The sequence below is a fragment of the Pseudomonas sp. GW822-FHT04H02 genome, assembly GCF_058800645.1.
Genome location: NZ_JBXAMM010000001.1, coordinates 510467 through 528662, shown reverse-complemented (window position 1 = coordinate 528662; position 18196 = coordinate 510467). Strand labels below are relative to the sequence as shown.

The following is an 18196-nucleotide window of genomic DNA, read 5'->3' as shown; positions in this document are numbered from 1 at the left end:
GATGGTGGCCTGACGGACATCTTCGCTGGCAAGCCAGCTCCTACACAGGTTGTGCATGTGAGCTTTTGTAGGAATCGGCTTGCCGACGAAGGCGGTCGCCCGGCCTCTAGCGCAGGGGCGTGGAGGCTGTGGACGGCTCAAGCTGGCGTTGCGCCAGCCAGATTTCCTCTTCGAGCCACTGGCTAAACACCTGCAGTTGCGGCAACGGAGCCTGTGCTGGACGTGTCACCAGCCAGTAAGACTGGTGCCCCTCCACATGCACGTTGTGCACTTGGGTCAACTGCCCCGCGGCCAGTTCCGCCGCCACCATGTGCCAGTCGGCAATGGTAATTCCCAAACCCTCGGTGGCCGCGTGGATGGCCAGATCCAGAAGGTCGAACTCATAGCCGCCCTGAGTATCGACCCCGGTGATCCGCGCGGCATCCAGCCAGTGCTTCCAGGTCAGGTAGCGCTGGTCTTCCCGGGCCAATACATGCAACAGGGTCATGCGCTTGAGATCGATGCCCTGCTCTGCCGACTCCCGGGCCAGTAGCGAAGGCGCGCAGACGGCGATGTGCCGCTCCTGAAACAGCAGCGAACTGTCCAGGCCATCCCACTCGCCGTCACCAAAGCGGATTGCGCAATCCAGGGTCGCGGTTTCCGCCAGGCTGTCCTGCAAACGCGTGGTCAGGCTCAGCTCCAGCTCCGGGTGCTGCTCGCGCAGGCGCCCCAGGCGCGGCAGCAGCCAGCGACTGGCGAAGGTCGGCGGCGCATTGAGGTGCAAGCGATTGGTGTGGGATTTCTGCGCAATCCCGCGCAACGTCAACTCGATCTTGTCGAAAGACTGGTGCAGGGCCCGCAGCAGCACACGCCCGGCACTGGTCAGCTCCAGGTGATGATGGCGCCGTTGCAGCAGGCTTTCCCCCAACTGCTCCTCCAGTTGCCGGACCTGACGGCTGACCGCACTCTGGGTGACGTTGAGCAATTCGGCGGCCCGGGTAAAACTGCCGGTGCTGCCGGCGACCTCGAAGGCTTTGAGCGCATTGAGCGCAGGCATCTTGCGTTTCACGACAGTCTCTCTAACGGCTGCAGGAGGCGCAGAGCATCGCATGCCAGCGCGAACAGAAGCCATGGGACTAACATTCATTTTAGTCATGCGTCGGAGCTGAATAAATCGTTTGTAGAGCCCACAGTGGCTGGCAACACTGCGGGCACACACAACAATACGAGTAACACTCATGCCTCATCTCTCCCTTGCACCGCCGGTCATCGCTGGCTGAAGCCACAGCGTTCGCCCCCTCTGATTCCTTTCACCCTTGGCTGCCGCCCTTGCTGCGGCCGGGTTCATCGCACCCGACAATAACAATCCGGGAGAAAACCCCATGCTTTACAAACGCTCTGGCCTACTGTGCAACTTCGCCCTGCTGGGCAGCCTCGCCACCCCCGCTCTGGCCGTGCAAGTCACCGACCACCTGGACCTGGGCGGCGCGGTTCGCGCGCGCTGGGACTACGATCCCGACCGGGATATCCAGACCTTCAACTTCGACACCGCGATCCTCAGTGCCAAATACAGCTCCGACACCTGGATCGGCGCCGCCAAGTACCGCTTTTACGGTCGCGCCTACCCGTACCGCTACACCGACAAAGTGGGCGACATCGCCTTCGCCGAGAGCGCCTGGATCGGCTACCGGTTCAACCCCGAGCAGCAGGTACAGGTCGGTCTGAATCAGATTCCGTTCGGCCTGCAGCCGTATTTCGGCAGCACCTTTTTCGAAACCCTGGGCAACGTGGTGGGCCTGGAGGACATCGAGCAAGTGGGCGCCAAATACATCCAGCAGAGCGGCGACTGGAACCTCCAGGCCGGTTACTACCTGCGCCCGGCCTGGCAAGGCAAGGGCACCAGCAACGGCCGTACCTATTCCAGCGTGGTGTCCTCGGCCGACAGTTACGTGGCCGACGGCAGCGACAACCGCGAGCGCAACACCTTGGTGCTACGAGTGGCCAGGGCCGTACAACTGGGAGGCTGGGCCTCGGAAGTCGGAGTCTCGGGCCTGACCTCGACCCTAAAGAACAACGACACCCACAGCGACGGCCGGCGCAACGCCATGGCGGTTCACTACCTGGGTAAAAACGGCCCCTGGGGCCTGCAGCTGCAGGCGGCGCGCCAGCAGATGTCGCCACGCAACCCTGGCACCGATGAGCTGGTGACCCTGGGCGGCTACGACGGCACCTTCAACGTCGCCAGCCGCGGCAACCTGTATGTCGCCGACCTGAGCTACGACGTTGGCGGCAAGTACCTGCTCGACCAAATCAGCGGGGTCAAGCTGTACGCCAATTACAGCACCTTCGACAAATCGGCCAGTGCCTACAAGACCTCCCAGAGGATGATCCTCGGCAGCTCGTTCTCTCTGAGCAAGCTGTGGATCGCCACCGAATGGCTGTTCGGCAAGAACGATCCGTACATCGGGGGCAGCAGTTATGCCCAGAGCCTGGGGGCCGGTGGCAGCAACCAGTGGGAAAACCAGGTGTATGTGAATATCGGCTACTACTTCTGAATCCTTGCCGGCCCTTTCGCTGGCAAGCCAGCGCCTACAGTTGGCAGGAATATCGCGGGAGACTCTGTAGGAGCCGGCTTGCCGGCGAAGGTGATCTCGTGTTCCTCTTCGCTGGCAAGCCAGCGCCCTCGGAGGGCGGCTACTGGATAAGATGGGCGCCCTAAAAGAAGCGCCTTACAACAACAATAAGCCTGCCCCGCCACTTCCTGCGCTCAGCCCGCCAGGCTTGGATCGCTGTTTTCTGGCGTCAGGTGCGGAGTCTGCCCGCCATGCGCCAACTGCCCTCCCTGAACATGCTCCGGGTCTTCGAGGAAGTCGCCCACCACCGCAGCTTCAGCCAGGCCGCTGTGGTGCTCAACGTCACCCAGGGCGCAGTCAGCCGACAGATCAAGCAGCTCGAGGACTACCTCGGCGTGGCGCTGTTCAGCCGCACCCCGCGCGGGCTGGCGCTGACCGAAGCCGGCACGGCCCTGGCGCCGCACCTGGGCCAGGCTTTCGATCACATCGAGCGCGCCCTGCAAGCCCTGCGCGTCCCCAATCTGCGTCAGCGCCTGCGCATCGTCGCACCGCCGACCTGGGCCACCCGCTGGCTGTCGGCGCAGTTGCGGGACTTCTGCCAGCGCTACCCGGATATCAGCCTCAGCGTGACCCAGCACAACAGTCACGACAGCCCGGCTGAAGTCGACTGCGAAATCCGCTTCGGCCTGCAGGCCGCCGCTCATTGCCAGAGCCAGCTGCTGGTGATGGAGCGGCATATCGCCGTGGCCAGCCCGGAGCTGTTCAGCGCCGGCCAGGCGCCGGATCTCAGGCGCTTTCCGCTGTTGCACATCCTGCATGCCGGCAAGCGTTTGCAGGTCTGGGAGAACTGGCTGGCGGCCGTAGGCCGCAACGACATCGACGCCCAGGCGGGGTTGGAGTTCAGCACCTTGGACCAGGTGATCCACACAGCCTTGGCCGGTGGCGGGCTGGCGGTGATCGACCGCCAGATGATCGAACGGGAATTGGCGGACGGCCGCCTGCTACCGATCACCCCGGTGGAGGTGATCGGCCCTTACGGCTACTGGCTGGACGTGGCGAATGGCAAGCAGGGGCTGTCCAAAGTGCAGCTGTTCACCCAATGGCTGGGGCTGGTGAGCAACCCCTGAGGGCCCGTGGTTTCTCGTAGGAGCTGGCTTGCCAGCGAAGGCAACCTCAAGACTTATGCAACACTCTCTGGCCTCTTCGCCGGTAAGCCGGCCTCTACAACGGTCGGGCGGGGCAACATCAGATCGGTGAGGCAACCTTCTGCAGATCGCGTCCGACCAAGTCAGCAGCGCTCACGCTGCACGCCTGGTTGAGCGTAAGGGACTTGGTCTCTGGCGCCCAGGCCCAGGAAATCAGCGCCCCCAGAGCCAGAATCCCGGCGAGAATGCCCATGGTCGGGCTGAGGCCGATCCCGGCCACGCTCACCGGCAGCAGGAAGGTGCTGATAGCCGAGCCCAGGCGACTCACAGCGGTGGCCAGGCCAATGCCGCTGGCACGTACCTCGGTGGGGAAACTCTCCGCCGGAAACACCCCCACCAGGTTGCTCACAGCCGACAGCACCAGGGTGAACACGCCGAACAGCAGCACCATCAACCAGGCTGCGCTGCCCGGCAATACCGCCAGCAGCAACAGCGCCACCGCCAGGATAATGAAGGAGTTGATCAGGAACCCCCGGCGGGAAAACTTCACCGTGCACCAGATGCCGATCAACGCGCCGAGGATCAGCAGCAGGTTGAGCATCAGTTCGGTGCCAAAGCCCTCGGCCAGCCCCATCTTCTGCAGGATCGACGGCAGGAAGGTGTAGATGGCGAAGTACGGCATGACGATGCATACGAAGAACAGGCAGTTGAAGGCGGTGCGCTTGCGGTACTCGGGGCTGAACAGCACCGCGTAGCCGGAACGGGTTTCACCCGAGGGCTGTTCGTCGAGCACCACGTTGGCCCCCAGGTGCTTTTGAACAATGGCGCGGGCCTCGGCCACGCGTCCGCGGTTGACCAGCCAGCGCGGCGACTCTGGGGTGCCGATGCGCGCCAGCAGGATCAAGCCGGCGGGAATCGCCGAGGACGCCAGCATCCAGCGCCAGGCATCGTCGCCGAGGCTGAGCATCGCGGTACCGACGAAAGTCGCGGCGACGTAGCCGAAAGTCCAGATCACGCTGAACGAACCCAGCAGCACACCACGGTGCTTCTTGGGGGCAAACTCGGCGAGCATGGCGTGGCCGACGCTGAAGTCACCGCCCAGGCCGATGCCGATAAGGACCCGACACAGGAACAGCCCCATGGCAGTCTCGGCGTAGAACTGCATCACCGAAGCCAGGGTGATCAGCACGAAGCTAACCAGGAAGATCTTCTGTCGCCCCAGATGATCGGAGATCCAGCCGAAGAACAGGCTGCCGATAAACAGCCCCATCAGCGCCGAGGCGCCGATCAGGCCCTGCCAGAACGCATCCAGCTGCATCTGCGGGCTGAGCAGGGTGAAGGCGATGCCGATCAGGCCAAGAATATAGCCGTCGGTGAAGTGCGCGCCGAAGGTCAGGCCGGCGATTTTCAAGTGGAACCGGCCAATGGGCAGGTCATCGATCTTGACGGTTACAGTGCTCATGTTCGTCTCCATTTATTGTTTTTGAATAAGAGATGAATCGAACCACGCAGGAGCCGGCTTGCTGGCGAAGAAGCCCTTGGGCCTTGCGCCCTTTCGCTGGCAAGCGGAACGCCGCCCGGCCAGCTCCTGCATTGGAGGATGTGAGGGCTAGAGGCCACCCATCAGCAGGTATTTGATCTCCAGATAGTCGTCCAGGCCGTATCTGGAACCTTCGCGGCCAAGACCCGACTCCTTGATCCCGCCAAAGGGCGCCACTTCGGTGGAAATGATGCCTTCGTTAATGCCCACCATGCCCGCTTCCAAGCCTTCGGCCATGCGCCACACCCGACCGATGTCACGACTGTAGAAGTAGGCCGACAGGCCGAATGGCGTGTCATTGGCTCGCTGCAGCACTTCGGCTTCGTCTTTGAAGCGAAAGCATGCCGCCACCGGACCGAAGGTTTCTTCCTGAGCGATCTGCATCGCGTCGCTGGCTTCAGTGAGGACGGTGGGTTCGAAAAAGGTGCCGCCCAGGGTGTGGCGACGGCCGCCGCACAGTAGCCCGGCGCCTTTCTCCAATGCATCGCCAACATGCGCCTCGACCTTGGCCAGGGCCGCCGCATTGATCAGCGGCCCCTGCTCGGTATCGCCGTCCAGGGCACCGCCAACCCGCAGCGCGGCAACCGCCTCGGCCAGCTTGGTGGTGAAGGCCTCATACACACCCTCCTGGATAAAGAAGCGGTTGACGCAGACGCAGGTCTGCCCGGTGTTGCGGAACTTCGAGGCCATGGCGCCCTTGACCGCGGCGTCGAGGTCGGCGTCGTCGAAGACAATGAACGGCGCATTGCCCCCCAGCTCCAGGGAGACTTTCTTCAGGGTGTCGGCGGCCTGGCGCATCAGCAGTTTGCCGGTGCGGGTCGAGCCGGTGAACGATAGCTTGCGCACCACACTTGAGGCCTGCAGCGCCTCGCCAATGGCCGGCGCATCGCCGGACACGATGTTCAGCACCCCGGCCGGAATCCCCGCCTGTTGCGCCAGCACCCCAAGGGCAAAGGCCGATAGTGGGGTTTCTTCCGAGGGTTTGAGGATCATCGTGCAGCCGGCGGCCAGGGCCGGGCCGACCTTGCGCGTGACCATCGCCAGGGGAAAGTTCCACGGGGTGATCGCCGCGACCACGCCAATGGCCTCCTTGATCACGATAATCCGCGCATCAGCCTTGTGGCTGGGGATCACATCGCCGTAGGCGCGCTTGGCTTCCTCGCCGAACCACTCCAGGAAACTCGCGGCATAGACCACCTCGCCCATGGCCTCGGCCAGGGGCTTGCCCTGTTCGCGACTGAGCAAAATGGCCAGTTCGCGCTGTTGGCCGAGCATCAATTCGCTCCAGCGCTTGAGCCGCTGGCTGCGCTCCTTGGCGGTGAGTGCGCGCCAGGCCGGCAGCGCGCGCTGGGCGGCCGCGATGGCCAGGCGGGTTTCCTCGGCGCCGGCCTTTTGCACCTGGGTGATCAGTTCGCCATTGGCCGGGTTGTACACCGGGTAGCTGGCGCCGCCGCTGGACCATTGGCCATCGATGAAGTTACCGGTACGGATCAACGTGCTCATGCCACGGCCTCGGTCAGGGAAAAACGCTCAAGCCCCGGACGGGCCGTGCGCAGGATACGTTTACCGGCGGTGTAGTCGTTGATCACATCGCAGGGGGTGTAGTTGCGCTCCAGCTCGTGCAGCTCCTCGGCGTCCAGAGGGGTTTCCAGGGCTGCCAGGGCACTGTCGAACTGCGCGGTGGTGTCGGCGCCCACCAGCATGCAGTCGACCCCGGCATGGTTGAGTACCCAAGCCTGGGCCACCTGGGCATTGGACAGGCCGCGGGCGCGGGCCACCCGCTGCACCGAGCGGGCGATCTGCAACGAGGCCTCATCGCTGTACATCTGCTGGGTGAAGAAGTCGGTCTGGTTACGGGTCGACTGCACGTCGCCGGTGAGCAGGCCCCGGGCCAGCGGGCTGAACACCGAAACCCCCAGGCCCTGGTCACGGCAGAACGGAATCATCTCGCGCTCTTCCTCGCGGTAGGCACAGTTCAACTGCAACTGCATGTTGATCGGCTTGACCCAGCCATTGCGCTCACAGGCCATGAGCAGCTTCGCCAATTGCCCGGTGAGCATGGTGGAAACCCCGATATAGCGGGCCTTGCCGGCGCGGACGATGTCGTTCAGCGCTTCCATGGTTTCTTCCACAGGGGTGTTCACATCGAAGTAATGCAGCATGAACACGTCGACATAATCCATGCCCAGGCGCCCCAGGGAGGCATCGATGCTGTCGAGGATGTGCTTGCGCGAATGGCCGCTGGCGTTGATCCCGCCGCGGGTGCCGTAGCCGACCTTGGTGGTGATCACCAGGTCTTCACGGCGCGCCAGGCGCTTGACGATGCGCCCCACCACCTCTTCGCCGACGCCTGCGGAATAGAAATCCGCCAGGTCGATGAAATTCACCCCCTGGTCAAGGGCGTGGGCGACGATGGGCTCGCTCTGCTTTTCATCGAAGATCCAGGGTTTCCAGTCCGGGGTGCCCATGTTCATGGTGCCCAGACACAGGCGCGAGACCTGCAGGCCGGAGTGGCCCAGACGAATGTATTGCATGGTGCGTTCCTCAGGCCTTGGGGGTGTAGAACGGGTTGCTGATCTGGCTCACCACGTCCGCCAGTTGCGCACGCTCGGGCTTGCCAGTGAGGGCCGCGCGAATTGCCGTGCGGCAGGCGCGGTAGTTGTTCTGGTAGACCGCATCCAGGTCGTCGCAGGCCGGGTTGACCCAATTGGCGGTAACGATCGCCCACTGGTCCTCGGCCTCGGCCGGCAAGGTGCCGTCCAGCAGAGCTTCGAGCACCGCCCTGGCGATCCCGGCCTGGGAAGCGCCCCAGGTGGCATTGCCGTGCAGCTCGCCGGCGATGGCCGCCTTGTTCACGTACAGGGTCATGGGCTTGACCGGGATATTCGGCTGGGCGATCACCATGAACGGGCAATGGCCCTGACTCGGCGAGGCTAGGCTGTTGGCGAAGGCCTGCCCGGCCGGGCCATTGCGCGGTCCGATGAGAATGTTGATGTGGGCCGCGTTGACGCCCGGGCCTTCGAAGCCTTCACCTATATAGAGGTCGAGTGGGTGCATGAGTACTTACTCGTTGAGGATGCAAGGGAAAGTAGCCGGATCAGCCGAGGCGGCACCGGGTCGGAGGAACAGACAGGTCAAGGAGCGTGGCCGCAGGCCGCTGCAACGCGGGCCGGGAAGCCCGGCAGGACGAGAGATAGTCATGGCGCAAACGCTCTTTTTTGTTATGGGTGAGCTGTGTTTGCGTTGTTTTAGCACCGGGCTCGCTGGATCCCGTAACCATTAAAAGTCATGCGGGCATGAGCTTTAGTCATACCCCGGCTCAGACCCAAGACGGCGGGCATGTGGTACTACCAGATGCTGGAGAAATTGCGCTGAGGGCACGACGCGAGTCGGGCGGCAGCCGAGGCTCCAGCAAAGCTTGATGAGCCGGCCCTTTGTTCAGTAGGCTGCCCGCCCCTCGAAGGCATGGACCGCCCCGAACCCGCGGGCGGTCCCTGTGCTTCGTCTTGTAAAGACCCGCCCAAGCCTGAGGCTTGGGCCCAGCGAGACCGCCGTTATCCGAGTCCTCGACCAGGAAAGAATCGACCGCATCAATCAAGATCTGACCCGCGCCTGGAAGGCTGATGTTGAAACCACCTGCGTCCTCTCGGGCATCCTGCTGCTCCCCTGCCTCATCCTCATCTGCCTGCTGGATGGCCCGCTGTTCGCCAAGGTCATCCTGTGCACCTTCCTCTGCCTGATGGTCGGTGGCTGGTGCACCGCCAAGTGGCTCAACGCCCAGGCGCAACCCAGGACTGACATCACGGGCGTGAAAGTGGAGCAACTGGAAGGCTACTTCGACCGCCGCTGGGTTCGGAACGGCGGCAAGCCCTATATCGAATACAGCTTTGGCAAGCATTGGTTGCATATCCAGACCTCGGCCTGCAGCTTCTTCAGTGGCGACACCCAGTTGAAGCTCAACCGCCGCTATCGCGTCGACGCTCTGTACCTCACAGGCCATTCCAGCGCCTACACCGGTTATTACCTTCTGGAAGAAACCTTCAAGGAAATCTTCGATGACAGCGACCTCAGCGCTACGGAGAAAATCCAGATCGCCGAGCGTGAGAAGCGGATCAACCAGGACCTAGAGGAACAACACAAACGCCTCTACCGCCTCTATCGCAACCCCCAGGGCGAACTGGAAGCCGTGGCCATCGGCTTCAATTTTGCCGCCTGCTTTCTCACCGTACTCTGGTCGTACTGCGTCAGCCTGTACTGGGTGACCGGCCTCACCCTGGCTGCCCTGGGCCTGATCCTGCTGATCCCTGATACAGGCGCCGGCCACCACGGGTTCGCCCTGGGCTGGCTGCTCAGCGCCGGGGTATTCGGCGCGTGCGGCAACCTGTGGCGAGAAAGGCAGGTGCTGTCCAAGGGTTTTGTCCAGGTCGATGCCCTGCTGTCCTGCAACCCCGACCAGGCCAAGGTGCAATACAAAAGAAAGGTCGAAGAGGCAGCGCCGGGGTTCGGTCAATAGCGCTGCCGGGCAGGTCATTCCGGGTAACGCGCTACACAAAGCCCTAAGGTTCTCGTACCATCGCGCCGCTCACGAGCGGCGCCAGGGAAGGCCATGTACAGACACTCATGCCTCCCTGCCTGCGCCTTGTCCAAAGTCACTTTCAGGGTTCCCCATGTTCCGCGTAATCAAGGCTTCGTCCTTGCTGCTGGCCACCAGCATAGTTTCTGGCTGCATCAGCCAACCCGCCGCCATCGTCAGCGCCCCTCTGCAACCCGCAGCCAACGAACCCACGACCTATCTGGTGGGCGCTATTGGCCCGCAGTACCTGGGCGGCGGCGGTGCCGCCACCAACCTGCGCCTGCTGATTCGCAAGCGCGGCTCAATCAATGGCGCCGCGGCACTCTGGGAGGGCGACCCACGACCAACGCCTGAGGACATCCATGAACCCCGCGCCGCCGGCAGTGTATTTGTCATGCCGCTCAAACCGGGTGATTACGAGTTCTACAACTTCCAGTTCTGGTCCATGGTCTACACCCCGGGGCTCGGCTCACGCCTGCAATCCCAGGAAGCGCGCGAAGAGTTCGTACTGCCGCTGCGCCTGGAGGCGGGCAAGGCGTATTACATCGGCGAGTTTCGCTCAGTCTGCAGCCAAGTGACCCAGTGCTTCTTTGCCTGGAGCAATCAAATGCCCCGTGACGCCGTGATTGCCCAGCGCCAGGTGCCGGGGCTGCCGGACCTGCAATGGATGCCGCTGGATCTGGACAAGGCCAAGCCCTTCATCCTTCCCGTCGACAAGCAAACCAGCCCAGCCAACGCCACTGCGGAGAATCATCCATGAAATCCTGCCTGAGCCTTTGCGCCCTTGTGCTGCTCGCGGGCTGCGCGGCAACCGACACCTTGCCGGACCGTCCGTTGACGGATGGCCAAGCCTATTTGATGCCCCTGCATGTGATGGTCGATGACCCATTGCGCGCCGCTGAACTACGTAACGCCTTGCGTGCCACCGGGGTGTTCGAAGATGTCCAGACCGGCGCCGGACAAGCTGGCGAATACAGCGCCCGAATTCAATTCAAGTCCGAGCGGGACATGCCGCCAATGCCGTTGATCTTCCTCAGTGCCGCCACTCTGTTCCTGATGCCGCTCTCCAATGGCATCGACACCCAAACCGACATCAGCCTGCTGCACGAGGGCAAGCTCCTCAAGCGCTACAGCTATCGCAACCTGACGCATAAATACACCTGGCTGCTGGATCAGGGCGGTGAAATGCAAGAGCAGAATATCCAGCGCATCGCCCGCGCCTTTGCTGGCGATCTGCGTCAGGATCAACTGTTGCCAACCGCGAGTCAGGCCCAATGAACCCCATAGGTTTGACCGCCCTGCTGTGCAGCGCACTGATCATCACCGGTTGTGGCACCCGAATGGCGCCGCTGGACTACCGCAGTCAACATCCCTATGTACCGCTGACCCTGGACCTGGGCCCGGTGAAAAGTCGCTTCGACGAACAGGAGCAACGGGAAACCATCGCCGCCCTGCGTCAAACCGGAGCCTTCTCCTTTCTCGATGGTGGCTACAGTCGCAGCGGCTACAGCCTCCTGATCAGCGAGCCTGGAGGCAAGAGTGCGGGACTGCTTGGCGCGTTGAATGCCATCACCCTGCTGACCTTCCCCATGCCCTACTCCTACCAGAGCAACTTGCGCGGCAGCCTGCTCAAGGACGGCCAACTGCTCAAGACCTACGACTACCGTCGTGAAGGCTATAGTGTGGCGGCCTGGTATGTACCGCCGGTGCAGATCGAAAGCCGCAGAGAGATGCTCGATGAACTGCTGCGTGACTTGGAAAAGGACCGTTTGATTCCTCAGGAGAACCCACGCTGATGACTGCCAGCCTGTACCAGGGCGGCTGCCTGTGCGGGCAGATTCGCTTCGAGGCCCAGGGGCCTGCCGCCAATCCCCACACCTGCTCGTGCCAATTGTGCCAGCGCCACAGCGGCGCGCTGACGCTGGCGTGGGTCGAATTCCCCCGAGAACGGGTGACCTGGACCGGCCCTGGCGGCGCTCCGGCGACCTTCAGGTCGTCGGACTCTTCGAGCCGGGCCTTTTGCCGGGCTTGCGGCAGCTCCCTGGGGGCCATCGATGATCAGCCGACCATTGCCTTGCTGCTGGGCTGCTTCGATGACAACCGCGACCCGGCCCTGATGCCGCACAGCCATTCGTTCAGCGACCGCTGGCCCGAGGGCTGGCAGCCCGCACCGACAACGCAGGATAAAGGCGAACAGCATGAGTGAAGCACCGTCGCGCTGCACCTCCCCCCTCGCCTCGAACGTCTGGACCTGGTACGGCCAGGACGAATACCGGAGGATCATCCTGTTGGGAGAACTGGGCGTGGCCCTGGAATTTCTCGCCCTGGACGCCAAGCGACAACGGGTGGAGGTCGGTTGCTGTGCCGAGTGCAATCTGTGGTCTGGCTATCTGGACTATCTCGCTGGTTTTGTGAAGCAGTTTCCGCTGCATCTGGCGCCGCACTTGCTGCCGCGCTTGCAAGCACTGTTAAGCGGCTGTGAAGTACTGTGCCGGGAAGCTTACGGCCTGACCCTGGAAGACAACGGCTTCGAACACCCGCAATGGCGACCGCTGCGAGAAGGCGCCCGCAAGGCGCTGGAGATATTGGGTTGGTCGCAGGTACGGGAGCATATGCCGGAGCTGACCGAGGATTGCCGTGAGGCGTTGCGCAGATGGCCGGATTGAACGCTCAAAGGGTGGCGGTGCTGCTCCGGGCCCCTTCGCCAGCAAGCTGGCTCCTACGGTATTGGGTGCAGCGCTGCCTGTAGGAGCCGGCTTGCCGGCGAAGGCGATTCGGCGGACCACACAAGTCCGTTGCTACAGGCCAGCTATCGCCGGGGTCCGTGGCAAGGCGCGTTTGTGGGCAGTGCGCAGGTAGGCACGCTCGATCAACTGGCGCACCGCGTCGGTAACGGGCTCGCCCATCAGGTAAGCGTCAATTTCTGCGTAGCTGCAACCATAAGCCGTTTCATCCAGCTTGCCCGGCGCCAGTTCCTCCAGGTCCGCGGTGGGCGCCTTGTACACCAGATGCCCTGGCGCGCCGAGGGCCTCGGCCAGCAGCCGCACCTGGGTCTTGGTCAGCCCCGACAGCGGGGCCAGGTCGCAGGCGCCGTCGCCGTACTTGGTGAAGAAACCCATCAGGGCCTCGGCGCCGTGGTCGGTGCCCACCACCAGGCCGTTGCTGAAGTTGGCCACCGCGTACTGGGCCAGCATCCGCGCCCGGGCCTTGACGTTGCCCTTGACGAAATCCGTGAGGGCCGGCGAAGGCTGCAGGCCGTCGATCCGCACCTGGTCCATCAGGCCCTCGACGCTGTCGGCAATGTTGCAAGTGCTCACCGCGTCCGGGCCAATGAAGTCCAGGCAAGCCTGGGCATCACTTTCATCCGCCTGTTGCCGATAAGGCAGGCGCATGGCGATGAAACGGGCCTCCTGCCCCGCGGCGCGCATCTGCTCCACCGCCAACTGGCACAGGCGGCCGGCGGTCAGGGAATCCACCCCGCCACTGATACCCAGTACCAGAGTGCTGCAGCCGGACTCGCGCAGTACCTGCTGGATAAAGGCCACACGCCGGGCGATCTCGGCGGCCTCGCCACCGCGAACCAGTTGCCGGTCAATGCCCAGTTCCCGGGCGATGCGTGCTTGGGTTGAATTGCTCATGTCAGGCCTCCAGGGGCGAGTGGGCAAGATCGACGTTGAACACCTGGGCCGCGTACCGGAGGAACGACGGGTCTTCGCAGACGTTCTTGATCGGGTCGTCGGAGAACTTCACCACCGGTTCACCGTGGACTCGCACCAGCTTCATCACGATGCTCAGCGGCTCCACGCCCTCCACATCGCAGGCCAGGCTGGTGCCCATGCCGAAACCGAAGCGGGCCTGGCCACGCACGTGGCGCAGGATCGGCAGGCATTTCTCGAAGTTCAGGCCATCGGAAAACATCAGGTCCTTGGTCCGAGGGTCGATGCCCAGTTCCCGGTAGCGGGCCAGGACCTTGTCGGCCCAGAGGATCGGGTCCCCGGAATCCTGGCGCAGGCCGTCGTAGAGCTTGGCGAAGTACAGGTCGAAGTCCTTGAGGAAGAAATCGGTGCTGATGCAGTCGGTCAGGGCAATGCCCAGGCGCCCGCGATACTCGTGCACCCAGTTCTCAAGGGCCGCATTCTGGCTCTCGCGCAGCCGCCCCAGTTGCTGGTGCACCATCAGCCATTGGTGGGCCATGGTGCCGATCAGCGGCAGGTCGAACTCATAGGCCAGGTGCGCATTGCTGGTGCCGACGAAGACCCCGGGGAAATCGCTGCGCATGATCTTCACCACTTCACGCTGGGCCTTGAACGACAGGCGCCGGCGGGTAGAGAAATCCGAGACGCGGAACTCGGCAAGCTCGTCGCGGCTGGCGTTTTTCTCCAGCCATTCGAACTTCTGATAGAGCCGGCGAGTGACATCCTCAAGCTCCACCTCGGGGTACTTATCGCGGTTGCGCAACTCACTGACCATGGCCAGCACCGGCTGCTCGAACATGATGCAGTGCAGCATCGGGCCGCGGACGCGGATGCTCAGTTGGCCGTCGACCGCCGCCACGTGGATGTAGCGCAGGTTGAAGCGGAACAGGCCGAGGAACTGTTCGAAGTCAGGGGTCAGGTATTCACGAAAGCGCTTGTTGAACAAAAAGCGCTGTTCGCCTTCGCGCATCTGCAGGCCGGCAAGCTTTTCCAGCTCCTGGCGGATCTCGGGGATCAGGTGCACCAGGGACTCTCTGGAGCGAACGATGAACTGGTATTCCACGTCCACATTGGGGTGCTGGTGCAACACCGCCTGCATCATGGTGAAGGTGTAGTAGTCGGTATCCAGCAGGCTCTGGATCACGCCGTTGTTGCGGTCAAATGCACTTTCCATGGTGACTCCTCAAACCTTGGCCAATCTGGCGGTTTCTTCGCGGGTCGCGGCAACCGTGATGCCCGCTTGTTGCATGTCGGCGATGGCCTCGGTAGCGCCCTCGGCGCTGATGGCCCGGCACGCCGGCAGGTGAATGAGCACCTTGAAACCGGCAGCGGCCAGTTGCAGGGCAGTGGTCTTGACGCAGAAATCCAACGCCAGGCCGCCGACTATGACTTGCTGTACGCCCTGGCCCTTGAGGTACTCGATGACCCCGGTCGACAGCTTGCCGTGCAGGTCGTGGTAGCAGGCGCCGTAGGGGTGCAGGTCCGGCTCCACGCCCTTCCACACGAAGTAGTCGTAGTCATAGGGCGCAGGCAGTTCGTCCAAAAGGGTGAAGCCTTCAGTGCCCGGAACGCAGTGGCTGACCCAGGTCAGATCGGCATGTTCAAGGCCCGTGGGCTGGAGCATCTGGGCGTGCCCAGCCACCACCCAGGGCGCCTGGGGGCTGTGGGCGTCCTTGCTGCCGATACGCAGGCTGGCGAGGGTCGCCATGAAATTCAGCTCGCCGCCGATGCGATCGCCTTCAGCCACGGGCAACTCGTCCGGGCACAGCGGGGTAAAGCTCTTTTGTGCATCGACATCGAAGGAAGCGGTCTTCATCGTTTGGCTGTTCATGCTGGGTCTCTCCTCTGCATGGATCACAAAGTACATGTCATGTACTTTCATGGCAAGCCCTCCTTGGATTTTATTTTTCTCAATCGGACTTCAATCAAACCGAACAAATAAGCTGAAAAAGAAGATTCTCCGCCGACAAAAGCGATGCCAAGGTACACGTCATGTACCTAACAAGGAAAAGCAGATGTTTGAACTGGCCCTCTATGGCGGCGCCTTCAACCCGCCCCACGCCGGGCACGCCCAGGTGATGCTCGAAGCCGCCCGCCATGCCCGCCGGGTACTGATAGTGCCCAGCTTCCGCCACCCGGACGGCAAGCGCATGGCCGACTTCGAGCAGCGCGCCAGCTGGTTGCAGGCAATCACCGCGCACCTGCAGCCAGAGTGCGACGCCGAGCTGGCGGTCAGCCGCCTGGAACGGCAACTGGCCCTGGCCGACCCGGGCCCGGTCTACAGCTTCACCCTGTTGCAACGCCTGGCCGACGACCTGGCCCTGGACGGCAAACGCATCGCCCTGGTGGTGGGCGAAGACGTCGCGCGCCAGTTGCCCAGGTTCCATCGCGGCGAGGAACTGATGCGGCGCTTTTCCGTCCTCTGCATCGAAGAGCAGCCCGGGGTGCGCAGCAGCGTGTTGCGCCAATGCCTGGCCCGTGGCGAAACGCCGCCCAGGCAATGGCTGGCTCCGGGAATGAATCCGCTAAACTACGGCCTCTACGCCGTCCACGGAAGTTGATATGCACGACCGCACCACCCTCCCCAGCGCCTACCTGCACACCATCGACCTGTGCCTGCTGCGCTATCACCGCGAACGCGGCGAGCTGCAGATCCTCCTCCATCAACGGGATGCCGAGCCCTTCGCCGGGCACTGGGCGCTGCCGGGCATCGTGGTCAACGGCGACGTCGAAGACCGCAGCCTGAATGACGCGGTGGAACGCCTGCGCCGTTCGAGCAAGGTGGACATGCCCCTGGCCTGGCTGGAACAGGTGGGCACGGTGGGCGACGCCTTTCGCGACCCGCGCTGCTGGTCGTCCTCGACCTTCTACCTGGGGATCCTCAGCGAGCCGGTGGAGCCCGCCGCGCAACAGGGCTTCTTCGCCCTCGGCGAGGTGGCCAGCGGTGCCTTCAAGCTGCCCTTCGACCACAACGCCCTGGTAGCCCAGGTGCACGAGCGGCTGTTTTCCAAATCCCTGTACAGCAGCCTGCCGCTGATGTTTCTCGGCAACGAGTTCAGCGCCCCCGAGGCGGTGAGCATCTTCTCCCTGGTGCTGCAGCGTCCGGTGCTCAAGACCAGCATCCGCCAGCGCCTGCTGAAGATGAGCGAGGCCGGCTACCTGCGCGACACCGGGCGCAAGAAGAGCGGCGACGGCGGCCGGCCCCAGGCCACCGTGGAGCAGCTCAAGCCCGCCGAGCTGTATTTGTTCGATCGTTGTTTCCTGGAGTGATAGCCCCCATGAGTTCCACCCCCGACACCCAGTGCCTGCTGGAAACCCCGTACTTCAAGGTGGTCCGTGAAAACGGCTACTTCATCATCAAGGAAGCCCAGGCGGTGAACGGCGTCGTGGCCGTGCCGACCCTGGCCGATGGCCGACTGATGCTGGTCAACCTGCGGCGCCGGGCCATCGGCGGCCAGTCCATCGAGTTTCCCCGGGGCGCCATCGATGTCGGGGAAAGCGCCTGCGACGCGGCGGCCCGGGAACTGCTGGAGGAAACCGGCTGGCAAGCCTCAGAGGTACGCCAGCTGGGGCTGCTGCACAGCAACACTTCGCTGATCGCCAGCGCCGTGGCGGTGTGCCAGGTGCAGATCGCCGAGCAGCAGGCCGCCGCCACCGATGGCGAAGTGGACCATGTGCTGTGGGCCAGCCGCCAGGAGTTGCTGGCAATGATCGCCGCCGGCCAGATCACCGATGGTCACACGCTGTCGGCAGCGATGATGCTGCTGGCCAGCGAGTCGGCCTGACGCCCCCATTTCTCCAGGGCAAAGTCGACAAAGCTGCGCAGCTTGGGCAGGCGATAGCGGTCCTGGGCATAGAGCAGGTGCATCGTCCGAAAGGGCAACTGATAGTCCTGCAGCACCGGTACCAGCCGGCCCTGCTGCAGGTCTTCCTCCACCAGCGCATCGGGCATCATCACCAGCCCCAGGCCACCCCGCGCCGCACGATGCAGGCCGGACGAGGTGTTGGCCAGCAATGACCCCGACACCGGAATCTGCACATCGCCTTCAGGCCCGCGCAACGGCCACAGGGTGGCGGTGGCGCTCCACTCATCACCGGCCGGGTAGGCAAATGCCAGACAGTTGTGCCGCTGCAGGTCCTCGGGGACCTGGGGCGTGCCGCAGCGCTCCAGATACTCCGGCGCAGCGCAGATCGTCAGGGTGTAGTCCTGCAGGCGCCGGGCAATCAGCGAAGCGTTGTCCAGGTTGCCCAGGCGCACCGCCACATCGAAGGTGCCATCGGTCAGGTCGAAGCGCTGGTTGGCCAGGGTCAGCTCGACCTTGACCTGGGGGCAGCGCTGGCGGAACTCGTCCAGCGCTGGCGCCAGGCGTTCGGTGCCGAAGGTCAGGGGTGCGGTGATGCGCAAGGTGCCGGTGGGTTCGCCCTGGACCTGCTCCGCCAGGCGCTCGGAATCCGCCACCAGCCCCAGCACCGCCAGGCAGCGCTGGTAGTAGTCACGGCCAAAATCGGTAAGCCGCTGGCGCCGTGTCGTGCGGTTGAGCAGACGCACCCCGAGGCGCTGCTCCAGGGCCCGCAGGTGATTGCCCACCATGGTGGTGGACATGCCGCACTCCCGGGCCGCGGCGGTCATGTTCCCCGCCTCCACCACCTTGACGTACACCGACATTGCCTGGAACAGATCCATTATCAAT

General features: G+C 63.5%; 20 protein-coding genes. 11 read left to right on the top strand and 9 right to left on the bottom strand.

Features of this window, described 5'->3' with window-relative positions:
* Nucleotides 1-106 precede the first annotated feature (106 nt).
* Nucleotides 107-1048: a LysR substrate-binding domain-containing protein gene (locus AC1RMG_RS02610; protein ID WP_123725621.1), complete on the bottom strand. Its 942-nt coding sequence runs from the start codon at nucleotides 1046-1048 to the stop codon at nucleotides 107-109.
* A 313-nt stretch (nucleotides 1049-1361) separates the two neighbouring features.
* Here AC1RMG_RS02610 and AC1RMG_RS02605 point away from each other — a divergent pair, with 313 nt between their 5' ends.
* Together AC1RMG_RS02605 and AC1RMG_RS02600 are read left to right on the top strand one after the other, a co-directional pair.
* Nucleotides 1362-2534 (top strand): hypothetical protein, encoded by a 1173-nt coding sequence (locus AC1RMG_RS02605; protein WP_493168230.1) that lies wholly within the window; start codon nucleotides 1362-1364, stop codon nucleotides 2532-2534.
* Between the two features lie 269 nt (nucleotides 2535-2803).
* Complete coding sequence (locus tag AC1RMG_RS02600) at nucleotides 2804-3679, top strand: LysR substrate-binding domain-containing protein (protein WP_492583234.1); 876 nt, start codon at nucleotides 2804-2806, stop codon at nucleotides 3677-3679.
* 118 nt (nucleotides 3680-3797) lie between these two features.
* Here AC1RMG_RS02600 and AC1RMG_RS02595 read toward each other — a convergent pair whose 3' ends face one another.
* From AC1RMG_RS02595 to fae, 4 genes are all read right to left on the bottom strand, one after another.
* A complete protein-coding gene (locus tag AC1RMG_RS02595) occupies nucleotides 3798-5159 on the bottom strand; it encodes an MFS transporter (RefSeq protein ID WP_493168228.1) in 1362 nt (453 codons plus the stop codon).
* Nucleotides 5160-5306: 147 nt separating this feature from the next.
* On the bottom strand, nucleotides 5307-6740 hold the full coding sequence (locus AC1RMG_RS02590) for an NAD-dependent succinate-semialdehyde dehydrogenase (protein WP_493168226.1): 1434 nt from the start codon (nucleotides 6738-6740) through the stop codon (nucleotides 5307-5309).
* Nucleotides 6737-7771, bottom strand: coding sequence for an aldo/keto reductase (locus AC1RMG_RS02585; protein WP_047285958.1), 1035 nt, complete (start codon nucleotides 7769-7771; stop codon nucleotides 6737-6739). Before AC1RMG_RS02585 ends, AC1RMG_RS02590 begins: the two co-directional genes overlap by 4 nt.
* Nucleotides 7772-7781: 10 nt before the next feature.
* Complete coding sequence (gene fae, locus AC1RMG_RS02580) at nucleotides 7782-8294, bottom strand: formaldehyde-activating enzyme (protein ID WP_493168223.1); 513 nt, start codon at nucleotides 8292-8294, stop codon at nucleotides 7782-7784.
* A gap of 439 nt (nucleotides 8295-8733) precedes the next feature.
* Between fae and AC1RMG_RS02575 the strand changes: the two genes are divergently transcribed.
* From AC1RMG_RS02575 to AC1RMG_RS02550, 6 genes are all read left to right on the top strand, one after another.
* On the top strand, nucleotides 8734-9750 hold the full coding sequence (locus AC1RMG_RS02575; protein WP_125063771.1) for a DUF2628 domain-containing protein: 1017 nt from the start codon (nucleotides 8734-8736) through the stop codon (nucleotides 9748-9750).
* Nucleotides 9751-9904: 154 nt separating this feature from the next.
* Nucleotides 9905-10570 carry a hypothetical protein gene (locus tag AC1RMG_RS02570; protein ID WP_019094411.1) on the top strand — a complete coding sequence of 222 codons (666 nt, stop codon included), beginning with the start codon at nucleotides 9905-9907 and terminating at the stop codon, nucleotides 10568-10570.
* The gene (locus AC1RMG_RS02565; protein ID WP_103290990.1) at nucleotides 10567-11088 is read left to right on the top strand and encodes a hypothetical protein; all 522 of its coding nucleotides are present in this window, start codon (nucleotides 10567-10569) and stop codon (nucleotides 11086-11088) included. Before AC1RMG_RS02570 ends, AC1RMG_RS02565 begins: the two co-directional genes overlap by 4 nt.
* Entirely contained in the window at nucleotides 11085-11606 is a 522-nt protein-coding gene (locus AC1RMG_RS02560; RefSeq protein WP_015635213.1) for a hypothetical protein, read from the top strand. Before AC1RMG_RS02565 ends, AC1RMG_RS02560 begins: the two co-directional genes overlap by 4 nt.
* A complete protein-coding gene (locus tag AC1RMG_RS02555) occupies nucleotides 11606-12016 on the top strand; it encodes a GFA family protein (RefSeq protein WP_493168220.1) in 411 nt (136 codons plus the stop codon). Before AC1RMG_RS02560 ends, AC1RMG_RS02555 begins: the two co-directional genes overlap by 1 nt.
* A complete protein-coding gene (locus AC1RMG_RS02550) occupies nucleotides 12009-12476 on the top strand; it encodes a hypothetical protein (RefSeq protein WP_493168218.1) in 468 nt (155 codons plus the stop codon). The genes AC1RMG_RS02555 and AC1RMG_RS02550 overlap by 8 nt, the downstream gene beginning before the upstream one ends.
* A 132-nt stretch (nucleotides 12477-12608) precedes the next feature.
* Here the strand turns inward: AC1RMG_RS02550 and nadE are convergent, their stop codons facing one another.
* Genes nadE through AC1RMG_RS02535 form a run of 3 tightly spaced genes read right to left on the bottom strand, consistent with a single transcriptional unit; the run spans nucleotide 12609 to nucleotide 15336 of the window.
* Complete coding sequence (nadE, locus tag AC1RMG_RS02545) at nucleotides 12609-13448, bottom strand: NAD(+) synthase (protein ID WP_493168216.1); 840 nt, start codon at nucleotides 13446-13448, stop codon at nucleotides 12609-12611.
* Between the two features lies 1 nt (nucleotide 13449).
* Entirely contained in the window at nucleotides 13450-14679 is a 1230-nt protein-coding gene (gene pncB / locus AC1RMG_RS02540) for a nicotinate phosphoribosyltransferase (RefSeq protein ID WP_011060764.1), read from the bottom strand.
* A gap of 9 nt (nucleotides 14680-14688) precedes the next feature.
* Nucleotides 14689-15336 carry a nicotinamidase gene (locus tag AC1RMG_RS02535; RefSeq protein ID WP_493168214.1) on the bottom strand — a complete coding sequence of 216 codons (648 nt, stop codon included), beginning with the start codon at nucleotides 15334-15336 and terminating at the stop codon, nucleotides 14689-14691.
* A 184-nt stretch (nucleotides 15337-15520) separates the two neighbouring features.
* Between AC1RMG_RS02535 and AC1RMG_RS02530 the strand changes: the two genes are divergently transcribed.
* From AC1RMG_RS02530 to AC1RMG_RS02520, 3 genes are read left to right on the top strand one after another with little or no spacing between them, the layout of a single operon-like run.
* Nucleotides 15521-16066, top strand: coding sequence for an adenylyltransferase/cytidyltransferase family protein (locus AC1RMG_RS02530; RefSeq protein WP_493168212.1), 546 nt, complete (start codon nucleotides 15521-15523; stop codon nucleotides 16064-16066).
* Nucleotide 16067: 1 nt separating this feature from the next.
* Nucleotides 16068-16775: an NUDIX hydrolase gene (locus AC1RMG_RS02525; protein ID WP_011060761.1), complete on the top strand. Its 708-nt coding sequence runs from the start codon at nucleotides 16068-16070 to the stop codon at nucleotides 16773-16775.
* An 8-nt stretch (nucleotides 16776-16783) separates the two neighbouring features.
* Entirely contained in the window at nucleotides 16784-17290 is a 507-nt protein-coding gene (locus AC1RMG_RS02520; RefSeq protein WP_019094419.1) for an NUDIX hydrolase, read from the top strand.
* Here the strand turns inward: AC1RMG_RS02520 and AC1RMG_RS02515 are convergent.
* Nucleotides 17242-18189 (bottom strand): LysR family transcriptional regulator, encoded by a 948-nt coding sequence (locus tag AC1RMG_RS02515; RefSeq protein WP_125063766.1) that lies wholly within the window; start codon nucleotides 18187-18189, stop codon nucleotides 17242-17244. The two genes, AC1RMG_RS02520 and AC1RMG_RS02515, sit on opposite strands and share 49 nt — an antisense overlap.
* Nucleotides 18190-18196: the final 7 nt, after the last annotated feature.

What these genes read in the sequence shown, in the direction of transcription:
- AC1RMG_RS02605 (WP_493168230.1), top strand. Translation starts at nt 1,362, where the DNA reads ATGCTTTACAAACGCTCTGGCCTACTGTGCAACTTCGCCCTGCTGGGC.
- AC1RMG_RS02600 (WP_492583234.1), top strand. Translation starts at nt 2,804, where the DNA reads ATGCGCCAACTGCCCTCCCTGAACATGCTCCGGGTCTTCGAGGAAGTC.
- AC1RMG_RS02595 (WP_493168228.1), bottom strand. Translation starts at nt 5,159, where the DNA reads ATGAGCACTGTAACCGTCAAGATCGATGACCTGCCCATTGGCCGGTTC.
- AC1RMG_RS02590 (WP_493168226.1), bottom strand. Translation starts at nt 6,740, where the DNA reads ATGAGCACGTTGATCCGTACCGGTAACTTCATCGATGGCCAATGGTCC.
- AC1RMG_RS02585 (WP_047285958.1), bottom strand. Translation starts at nt 7,771, where the DNA reads ATGCAATACATTCGTCTGGGCCACTCCGGCCTGCAGGTCTCGCGCCTG.
- fae (WP_493168223.1), bottom strand. Translation starts at nt 8,294, where the DNA reads ATGCACCCACTCGACCTCTATATAGGTGAAGGCTTCGAAGGCCCGGGC.
- AC1RMG_RS02570 (WP_019094411.1), top strand. Translation starts at nt 9,905, where the DNA reads ATGTTCCGCGTAATCAAGGCTTCGTCCTTGCTGCTGGCCACCAGCATA.
- AC1RMG_RS02565 (WP_103290990.1), top strand. Translation starts at nt 10,567, where the DNA reads ATGAAATCCTGCCTGAGCCTTTGCGCCCTTGTGCTGCTCGCGGGCTGC.
- AC1RMG_RS02560 (WP_015635213.1), top strand. Translation starts at nt 11,085, where the DNA reads ATGAACCCCATAGGTTTGACCGCCCTGCTGTGCAGCGCACTGATCATC.
- AC1RMG_RS02555 (WP_493168220.1), top strand. Translation starts at nt 11,606, where the DNA reads ATGACTGCCAGCCTGTACCAGGGCGGCTGCCTGTGCGGGCAGATTCGC.
- AC1RMG_RS02550 (WP_493168218.1), top strand. Translation starts at nt 12,009, where the DNA reads ATGAGTGAAGCACCGTCGCGCTGCACCTCCCCCCTCGCCTCGAACGTC.
- nadE (WP_493168216.1), bottom strand. Translation starts at nt 13,448, where the DNA reads ATGAGCAATTCAACCCAAGCACGCATCGCCCGGGAACTGGGCATTGAC.
- pncB (WP_011060764.1), bottom strand. Translation starts at nt 14,679, where the DNA reads ATGGAAAGTGCATTTGACCGCAACAACGGCGTGATCCAGAGCCTGCTG.
- AC1RMG_RS02535 (WP_493168214.1), bottom strand. Translation starts at nt 15,336, where the DNA reads ATGAACAGCCAAACGATGAAGACCGCTTCCTTCGATGTCGATGCACAA.
- AC1RMG_RS02530 (WP_493168212.1), top strand. Translation starts at nt 15,521, where the DNA reads ATGTTTGAACTGGCCCTCTATGGCGGCGCCTTCAACCCGCCCCACGCC.
- AC1RMG_RS02525 (WP_011060761.1), top strand. Translation starts at nt 16,068, where the DNA reads ATGCACGACCGCACCACCCTCCCCAGCGCCTACCTGCACACCATCGAC.
- AC1RMG_RS02520 (WP_019094419.1), top strand. Translation starts at nt 16,784, where the DNA reads ATGAGTTCCACCCCCGACACCCAGTGCCTGCTGGAAACCCCGTACTTC.
- AC1RMG_RS02515 (WP_125063766.1), bottom strand. Translation starts at nt 18,189, where the DNA reads ATGGATCTGTTCCAGGCAATGTCGGTGTACGTCAAGGTGGTGGAGGCG.